At 46.7% G+C, this 8,425-nt stretch carries 9 protein-coding genes and 1 pseudogene; 6 read left to right on the top strand and 4 right to left on the bottom strand.

Features of this window, described 5'->3' with window-relative positions; translation table 11 throughout:
* From JK223_RS16720 to JK223_RS16705, 4 genes and pseudogenes are all read left to right on the top strand, one after another.
* On the top strand, window positions 1-174 hold a 174-nt coding region (locus JK223_RS16720; RefSeq protein ID WP_212715274.1), incomplete at its 5' end, for a DUF3289 family protein.
* Complete coding sequence (locus JK223_RS16715) at window positions 158-622, top strand: DUF943 family protein (RefSeq protein ID WP_212715272.1); 465 nt, start codon at window positions 158-160, stop codon at window positions 620-622. The genes JK223_RS16720 and JK223_RS16715, both read left to right, overlap by 17 nt.
* Window positions 623-682: 60 nt before the next feature.
* Window positions 683-811, top strand: a pseudogene (locus tag JK223_RS16710) (DUF3289 family protein); the annotation flags it as partial.
* Window positions 801-1,265: a DUF943 family protein gene (locus tag JK223_RS16705; RefSeq protein ID WP_212715271.1), complete on the top strand. Its 465-nt coding sequence runs from the start codon at window positions 801-803 to the stop codon at window positions 1,263-1,265. The pseudogene JK223_RS16710 and the gene JK223_RS16705, both read left to right, overlap by 11 nt.
* 237 nt (window positions 1,266-1,502) lie before the next feature.
* Here JK223_RS16705 and polA read toward each other — a convergent pair whose 3' ends face one another.
* From polA to JK223_RS16685, 4 genes are all read right to left on the bottom strand, one after another.
* Entirely contained in the window at window positions 1,503-4,283 is a 2,781-nt protein-coding gene (polA, locus tag JK223_RS16700; protein WP_212715270.1) for a DNA polymerase I, read from the bottom strand.
* A gap of 357 nt (window positions 4,284-4,640) precedes the next feature.
* Window positions 4,641-5,273 (bottom strand): thiol:disulfide interchange protein DsbA, encoded by a 633-nt coding sequence (gene dsbA / locus JK223_RS16695; protein WP_212715269.1) that lies wholly within the window; start codon window positions 5,271-5,273, stop codon window positions 4,641-4,643.
* A 26-nt stretch (window positions 5,274-5,299) separates the two neighbouring features.
* Complete coding sequence (locus tag JK223_RS16690; RefSeq protein WP_212715268.1) at window positions 5,300-6,286, bottom strand: serine/threonine protein kinase; 987 nt, start codon at window positions 6,284-6,286, stop codon at window positions 5,300-5,302.
* 56 nt (window positions 6,287-6,342) lie between these two features.
* Window positions 6,343-6,612 carry a YihD family protein gene (locus JK223_RS16685; RefSeq protein WP_212715267.1) on the bottom strand — a complete coding sequence of 90 codons (270 nt, stop codon included), beginning with the start codon at window positions 6,610-6,612 and terminating at the stop codon, window positions 6,343-6,345.
* A 73-nt stretch (window positions 6,613-6,685) separates the two neighbouring features.
* Between JK223_RS16685 and mobA the strand changes: the two genes are divergently transcribed.
* Both mobA and mobB read left to right on the top strand, forming a co-directional pair.
* Window positions 6,686-7,258: a molybdenum cofactor guanylyltransferase MobA gene (gene mobA / locus JK223_RS16680; RefSeq protein ID WP_212715266.1), complete on the top strand. Its 573-nt coding sequence runs from the start codon at window positions 6,686-6,688 to the stop codon at window positions 7,256-7,258.
* Window positions 7,255-7,794, top strand: coding sequence for a molybdopterin-guanine dinucleotide biosynthesis protein MobB (gene mobB / locus JK223_RS16675; RefSeq protein ID WP_212715265.1), 540 nt, complete (start codon window positions 7,255-7,257; stop codon window positions 7,792-7,794). Before mobA ends, mobB begins: the two co-directional genes overlap by 4 nt.
* Window positions 7,795-8,425 lie beyond the last annotated feature (631 nt).

Raw genomic sequence — 8,425 nt, 5'->3', positions numbered from 1 at the left:
GATCATTTCGGCCTCGACAGCGACGATATACGGAAAACAAAATTCAGTCAGTTCCATTTCTTTCGTATCTGGTTTGTACTCCAGCATTACATGCAGTTTGGCTTCAGGCCATTTATGACCAACATGGAAGCCACTGTAGAGATCAACGGAGGCCGTAGTGAAAGCCAATCTTAAAAAAAAACTTATAATCCTCATTATCGCTAGCGCTATCCTGATGGGATATTTATTTTGGCTGAACTTACGCCCGGTAGAAATTATTGCAGTACATAATGATAGTAACTATAGCTCTGTACTGGTAAAAAACTTCCCGATAACAGATAAGGGGAAAATAGACTGGTGGTTAAAAAATAAAGAAAGGTTAAAAACTCTTTATGATATCCCAAAACCTGCCACGTATGGGAGTTTTACGGTTATCATTTGGTTGTTTGGAGAAGGTTATAAAGAAGAAGAAAAATATGACAGACTTTGTTTTAATGATATGTCGCCTCCTGTAAACTGCATTGAAAAGAATCGCGTTTTTTCAATCAGCTCTGGTAAAAACAGGGTTACTATATTTACAGTAAGTGATGGTGAATATATCATGAAAGATAATAGTGAAGTTATGAAAATTAAAAATGAGTAACTTTGTATGGGAATAGAAATAATCGTAATTCACGGATGATATAGTAAAAATATACTGAATAAACTCAGTCAGTTCCATTTCTTCCGTATCTGGTTTGTGCTCCAACGATGTAATCAGTTTGGATTCAGACCATTTATGGCTAGTATGGAATCTACTGTAGAGCTTAACGGGGGGCGAGATGATAGTTAATCTAAAAATAATTATTTTTTTCCCAGTTATAATCATCTGCGCGTTAACTGGCTACTTTTTTTGGTTAGCTTCACGACCGGTAAATATTATCACTGTCCATCAGGAGGATAATTTTAGCGAGATTTTAGTAAAAAACTTCCCATTCACCGATAAAGGAAAGATAAATTGGTGGCTGGAAAATAAAGACTCATTAAAAATAAAATATAACATCCCCTCACCTTCATCCTCTGGTAATTTTTATGTGAATTTTTGGGATTTTGGCGAAGGATATAAAGAACAAGGGAAGTATGATCGCCGCTGCTTTAATGACATGAACACCCTTGAAAACTGCATAGATAAAAATGCCGTTTTTTCTGTCGAAAACACCAGGAACAAAGAAATTATTTTTACCGTCTACGATGGAAGATACCTGATGAAAAAAGACGGTAACATCCTAAAGCTGAAAGACGATTAAGCCGCTCCCCATCGTATGCCCATAACTCTGAATTATCCGATCGGCGGCAAGCCTGCTACCGGAGTAAGCAAGATACAATCATTGTGATTTCCGGCTATTTAGACTCCATAAGGACGCCACAACAGAGATACCCCGGAAATACGCATCCTGACCTTAGCGTAATATACCCTATGTCCTGTAAATACCGGATCAGATAATGGCTCATGCCGTCAGTGCTGGCATGAGCCTCTCGGTCTGTTAGTGGGCCTGTTCCCAGTTATCACCAATGCCGATATCCACCTGCAGAGGTACATCAAGCTTCAGACTGCTTTCCATAATCTCCCGGATTTTCCCGGTAGCGATCTCAATTAATGACGTATCAATTTCAAAAACCAGTTCATCGTGGACCTGCATAATCATTTTAATTTTTGCCGGGTCCTGTGACTTCAGCCACTCATCGACGCCAATCATAGCTCGCTTGATGATGTCAGCTGCGGTCCCCTGCATTGGCGCATTAATCGCCGCACGTTCAGCCGCTTTACGTCGGATAGCATTCCCTGAATTGATATCAGGCAGATACAGTCTCCGCCCTTCCAGGGTTTCCACATACCCTTTTTCAGCAGCACTCTGCCGGGTAGATTCCATATAGCGTAATACGCCCGGGTAGCGTTCAAAGTACAGGTCCATATACTTTTTCGCCTCACCCGGAGCAATATTTAACTGCCGTGAAAGGCCAAAAGAACTCATCCCGTAAATCAGACCAAAGTTGATCGCTTTCGCACTCCGCCGTTGTTCTGCACTGACTTTTTCCACTGTGGTTCCGAAGACCTCTGCCGCGGTCGCTTTGTGAATATCTTCACCCTGCGCGAATGCATTCAGTAAACCGCTATCCTGTGACAAATGAGCCATGATCCTCAGTTCAATCTGAGAATAGTCAGCCGCCAGAATTTTCTGTCCCTGAGACGCGATAAAGGCATGACGAATACGCCGTCCTTCCTCATTACGTACAGGGATATTTTGCAGGTTCGGATCCGTCGATGACAGACGCCCGGTCGCAGTAACCGCCTGATGATAAGAGGTATGTACGCGCCCCGTCAGCGGATTAATCATCTGCGGTAACTTATCGGTATAGGTTGTCTTCAGTTTGGAGAGTCCGCGGTGCTCCAGAATAACTTTCGGTAAAGGATAATCCAGTGCCAGTTCTGCTAAGACTTCTTCACTGGTTGACGGTGCACCACCCGGTGTTTTTTTCGTCGGTTTAATCCCCTGTTTATCAAAAAGGATTGTCTGTAACTGTTTGGGAGATGACAGGTTAAAGGCTTCACCGGCCAGTTCATGGGCTTTCTGTTCCAGCTCAGCCAGGCGTGCGGTCAGCTGCCGTGAGTGCTCTGCCAGCAGGGCCGGATCAATAAGTACACCATTACGCTCTACCCGGGATAATACCGGAACCAGCGGGATCTCAATCCCGTTTAATACTTTCAGTGGACCTGGTTCTTTTTCCAGTAATGGCCAGAACTTCAGGTGCAATTGCAGGGTGACATCAGCATCTTCCGCCGCATAAACACTGGCTTGTTCCAACGCAATCTGGTTAAAGGTCAGCTGTTTTTTACCTTTACCGGCAATTTCTTCAAACGTTACCGTTTTATGGTTCAGCCAGCGCTGGGCCAGGCTATCCATATCATGCTTACCGGCAACACTGTTCAGAATGTAGGACTCAAGCATGGTATCGAAATGAAGACCCCGTAGCTCAATATCATAGTTCTTCAGCACACCACGATCGTATTTCAGGTTCTGACCAACTTTACTGCGGCTTTCATCCTCCAGCAGCCCTTTCAGCCTCGCTAAAACATATTTGCGATCAAGCTGGGCTGGCGCATCGAGATAATCATGGGCCACAGGCAGGTAAGCCGCTTCACCCGGGGCGACAGCAAAAGAAAGCCCGATGATATTGGCCGATAATGTATCCAGGGAATCTGTTTCCAGATCGAAGGCAAACAGTTCACAGTTATTCAGTTTTTCCAGCCAGAGCTCGAAGGTCTGCTCATCCAGGATAGTGGCATAATTTTCCGGAGAAAGTGTCGATTCGACAGGCGCAGGAGTGGCTTCGGGAATCTGTTCTGCCACTTTTTTAGCCGGCTTTTTGTCATCCAGCCAGCGGCCATCATCGACTTCACTGATCCAGCGCTTAAACTCATAATGGCTGAACAGAGAGAGCAGGGCCTTATTATCCGGCGGATTAACGGCAAGCTCCTCACAGCCGGGGATCTCTGCGACATCCGTTTTAATGGTCGCCAGCTGATATGACAGAAACGCAACATCCTTATTCTGTTCCAGTTTAGCAGCCATTGTTTTTGCACCACGGAAGGAAAGGCTGGCGACTTTTTCGAGGTTATCATAGATGGTCGCCATGCTTCCTAATCCCTGAAGCAACGCCTGTGCCGTTTTTTCACCCACTCCGGGTACGCCCGGAATGTTATCTGAAGAATCTCCCATCAAGGCGAGATAGTCGATGATCAATTCCGGAGGAATACCGTATTTCCCGGCCACTTCATCAGGGCCGAGGATAGTATTATTCATGGTATTAATCAGGGTGATATTAGGCGTAACCAGCTGTGCCATATCTTTATCACCGGTACTGATAAGGACAGGACGTCCCTGTTTATCGGCTTCGCGGGCCAGGGTTCCGATAACATCATCCGCCTCTACCCCGGAGATCACCAGCACCGGCCATCCCATCGCTTTAACCATTTGGTGTAATGGCTCTATCTGTGCGCGGAGATCATCAGGCATCGGGGGACGATGAGACTTATAATCTTCGAACAGCTCATCACGAAATGTTTTGCCTTTGGCGTCAAAAACCACAGCCGCGTGGCTTGGTTTATATTGAAGTAACAGGCTTTTCAGCATGTTCAGAACACCGTACATTGCACCCGTTGGTTCACCGGCACTGTTCGTCAACGGGGGGAATGCATGATATGCACGGTAGAGGTAAGAAGATCCATCTACCAGAATCAGGGGGTTTTCTGCAATTTGAGCCATAGGTTGCTATTTCTTCTTCGCTGTTGGTAATAACTAAGGATGCCACATCACTGGCAGAATGTTGAACGGAAGCGCACACGGACATCGAAATTTATTTATCCACCCGCAAGATCACGCCGATCTGTCTGTGGATAACTTTGTGCGTAAATTTTAACGCAGATCCGGGATTATAATCACACTCCGGGAGAATTATAAAAAAAATCATTAAAATCATAATGATAAAGTTTTTGATAATCGATCGTTATCGTTATGCTGCTATATGTATTTTGTGGATATTCGTTATCACAAGTGGTTTTTAGCACTGATTATATTAAAAAAAACGCCGCTTTCGCGGCGCTGTATTCTGATAACAGACCGTTATTTCGCTACCAGATATTTGACGACATTCACATAGTCGGCAACGAAATTATTCATGGAACTGGTATCCAGACCGGCATTGTTCACCTGGTACTTACCATCAACAAATACAGAAGGAACACCACTGATATTAAAGTCGCTGGCTGCTTTTTCCTGCTGGCTGACTAATGCTTTAACAGCAAAGCTGTTCCAGGCTGAATCATACTCTTCGGAAGAAATTCCCGCAGCTTTGATAAAGACCGCTTTCAGTGACGCCGGGTCAACGATTGTCTGGGTTTTCTGTAAGCCATCAAAGATAGGGTCAACGACTTTATCTTCTACACCTAATGCCATTGCCACTGCCCAGGCATGGGTTACCACCGGTGCAAAATCCCCCCCCAGGAAATCAACATGGTAGCGGGTAAATTTCACATCTTTAGGCAAGCTATCAATGATCGCCTGGTTGATACGATAGGTACGTTCAAAATCGTAGCAATGGGGGCAAAAGAACGAGAAGAACTCAACCACTTTCGGCGCGCCATTTACGCTTTTATCCAGAGTGATATATTGTTTTCCCTCAGAAATTGAGGATGCTGATGCGGCAGCACTGAAGACCAGCATAATACCCACTAACGCGAACCAGATCTTTTTCATTGTATAAACTACTCCAGGTAACGTAATCAAAATTGCGAATGTAACGGCGAAACGGGCTGATGGAGTAACTTTTCCTGTTCAGAGAAAATAACCACCTGCCTGCGCCAGAAATCGTCTTCTGCCATCCAGGGAAAAGCCCTCGGAAAGGCAGGATCCTGCCAGCGCTTCAGGATCCACGCTAAATAATAAACCATGCGCATGACACGTAAAGGCTCAATCAGTTTCAATTCATTAACATCAAAGTCGCTGAATTCTGAGTAAGCCTCTAACAGGATATCCCACTGAATAGCTTGTTCCTGGCGATCACCATTCACCAGCATCCATAAGTCCTGTACCGCAGGACCACTACGGGCATCATCAAAATCAACAAAACACGGCCCGTCACGCCACAGTATATTTCCAGGGTGACAATCACCATGTAAGCGTAATGGTACGCTGATATCATACCAGACCTGCTTCAGCGTGATACCCAGCCTCTCAAGAACTGAGAGTAATTGCTCTTTTATCGCTGGTGAGATCAGGGGGGAAGCTGTGACTATCTCACAGGGTTCTGTAAAGTATTCCTGTAATCCGATGACCGGTCGATGACTAAATGTTCCCTGCCGGCTTATCTGATGGAGTCTGCCCAGACTGCGGCCGACAGCTTCCAGCTGGTCATAGTTATCCGTTTCATACTCTCTGCCCCCCATACCAGGAAAGACAGCAAACCAGAAACCATGCGCATGGTGCAGGGTCTTGCCTTCTAAAGAAAGGGGCGCGACAACAGGAACATCACCGGCTGCGAGTTCCAGCGTAAACTGATGCTCTTCAAGTAATTGGTGTTCATTCCAGCGGTGCGGACGATAAAATTTTGCGACATAGCGCTTTTTATCTTCATCACTGAATTGCCATACCCTGTTTTCATAACTGTTCAGGGCGGTGAGACCGGAGTCTACCCGAATCCCGGTATCCCAGAGGACATCCAGAATGATTTCCGGATCGAGTGTTTTAAAATTGAAAGCCGCATCGCTCATAAGTATTTATATCGCTATCTTCTGACCTGGCCCAAGAATAGCATTATCTGAAGAACTTAGTCTTTAATAACACCCCGGGCTTTCAGCAGCGCCGTTTTGAAGTCCTCCTCATAATCTTTTTTCAATCCAGGAATAGCTTCCGTTTTATCGGCCTGCCTCAGTTTTAAATGATAGATCAGTACATCATCCGGAAGTGACGAGAGCTCCCCCCGGTATCCTGATTCACCGGCAAGCTGCTCTAAAAACTGCAACAGATTGAGATCCGGTTCTGCCCTCCAGGCCGGTAACAATAAGTCCAGTACTTCGGTCAGGCGTTTATCTTTCATCGTAAAGCTCCCGGGAAGGTTATAATTAACCCTTAAACTATCAGGGTTATCTCCACATGAAAAGCGAGGTTATATGGAGAATATTACCGGTGTCATTCTTGCCGGCGGAGCCGCAAGACGTATGGGGGGAAAAGATAAAGGGCTGCTAATATTTAAACGGCAACCGCTGTTTATGCATGTGGTGAATCGCTTTGCACCGCAGGTGTCTGCGCTGCTGATCAGCGCTAACAGGCATCAGGATATCTATGCTCAGTCCGGATACCCGTGTATCGCTGATACCTTAAACGGTTTTCAGGGCCCTCTGGCCGGGATGTTAAGCGGACTTGCTCAATCAGAAAATGAATGGGTCGCTTTTTCGTCCTGTGATTCCCCCTGCATTCCTCTGCATTTTGTCAGGGATTTATGGCTGGGTAAGGGTAATGACGCTGCCTGCTGGCTCCGTTCTTCACAACGGGACCATCCGGTCTTTTGCCTGCTGAACCGTCAGCTACTGCCATCATTACAAGCTTACCTCGATTCCGGAGAACGACGGGTCTTACAATTCCTGCGTCAGCATGGAAAGAGTGTGTCGGTTGAATATCCTGAGCAGGCTTTTGTGAATATCAACACGGAACAGGAACTGAAAGCATTTGAGGAAATACGATGAGTTTACCAATACTGGGTATCTCGGCCGGGAGCGGAACAGGTAAAACTACGCTACTGAAAAAGCTGATCCCGCTGTTACAGCAACAGGGGATTCGTCCGGGGCTGATAAAACATACACATCATCAGATGGATATTGATTATCCCGGTAAGGACAGTTATGAGCTTCGTAAAGCCGGCGCCGGTCAGGTGATGGTGGCGAGTCGGGAACGTTGGGCGCTTATGAGTGAAACTCCGCAGGATCCTCCTGAATTAACGGAGCTGGCGCGGCATATGTCACAGGAAACTCTGGATATTATTCTGGTAGAAGGGTTCAGACAGGAACCTATCCCCAAACTTGTGCTCTGGCGTAACGGATGTACAGGCACCCCGCATGCGTTAATCGATGAATATACCCTTGCCCTGGTCAGCGATACCCCGACAGACGGACTACCCGTTAACTGGCTTAATATTAATCAGCCGGCATTGATTGCGGAATTTATTGGTCAGTGGTGGTGTAGCCAGCGTGAGGAGACACGGGAAAACCAGAATAAAAGATAATTGATCGCAGCTGTCCGGCATTTTTACGGCTGATGACAGCTTTATGCCGTGATCACAGAGGGACGGATAACGCTTTTAACATTCTTCATTTATCGGGTTGAGTCTTATCTGCACGGGTCACCGTACTGAACAGAGCCGGATAATACCTGAACAGGCAGTACAGCGTGTCTGCACTACCTTCCTCGTTTCCATAGTGCTTTTAAATTTCCTGCAACCTGCCGGATATTACCTGTTTCACGCCACCGGAACGTAAAAGGCCGCCCTTCAGGGCGGCCTCTGCCTCTGCCTTTTCTTTCTCTTCCCTGCCAGCTTTCGGGGAAAACCTGCTATTTCCCGGTTTGACTGGCCTTTCATCCGCAGCCACAGGTCATCCGCTCATTTATCAGTGCCGGTTTTTCCTTACTACTGCAGCAGGGGTTGAGACTCCGCACAGTATTCTGCCGTCTGAGTCAGGGCGGCGGCGCTCTTACCGGGCCTTCTGTGCCCCTGTATCCCGCCACCGGAACGTAAAAGGCCGCCCGTCAGGGCGGCCTCTGCCTTTTCTCACCGCCGGTACCGGAGGTTTCCCTTCCTGCACCGCAGTTACGCTGAAGTATTCTGTTCTGCCGTACCGCAGGCGGGCCTTCCGTAC

The sequence above is a fragment of the Tatumella sp. JGM118 genome, from assembly GCF_018257515.1.
Lineage (GTDB): Bacteria > Pseudomonadota > Gammaproteobacteria > Enterobacterales > Enterobacteriaceae > Tatumella > Tatumella terrea.
This window is presented reverse-complemented; position numbering and strand designations above follow the sequence as displayed.

Bases quoted from the DNA above. Each gene is read 5' to 3' on its own strand.
- JK223_RS16705 (WP_212715271.1), top strand. From the start codon at position 801: ATGATAGTTAATCTAAAAATAATTATTTTTTTCCCAGTTATAATCATC.
- polA (WP_212715270.1), bottom strand. From the start codon at position 4,283: ATGGCTCAAATTGCAGAAAACCCCCTGATTCTGGTAGATGGATCTTCT.
- dsbA (WP_212715269.1), bottom strand. From the start codon at position 5,273: ATGAAAAAGATCTGGTTCGCGTTAGTGGGTATTATGCTGGTCTTCAGT.
- JK223_RS16690 (WP_212715268.1), bottom strand. From the start codon at position 6,286: ATGAGCGATGCGGCTTTCAATTTTAAAACACTCGATCCGGAAATCATT.
- JK223_RS16685 (WP_212715267.1), bottom strand. From the start codon at position 6,612: ATGAAAGATAAACGCCTGACCGAAGTACTGGACTTATTGTTACCGGCC.
- mobA (WP_212715266.1), top strand. From the start codon at position 6,686: ATGGAGAATATTACCGGTGTCATTCTTGCCGGCGGAGCCGCAAGACGT.
- mobB (WP_212715265.1), top strand. From the start codon at position 7,255: ATGAGTTTACCAATACTGGGTATCTCGGCCGGGAGCGGAACAGGTAAA.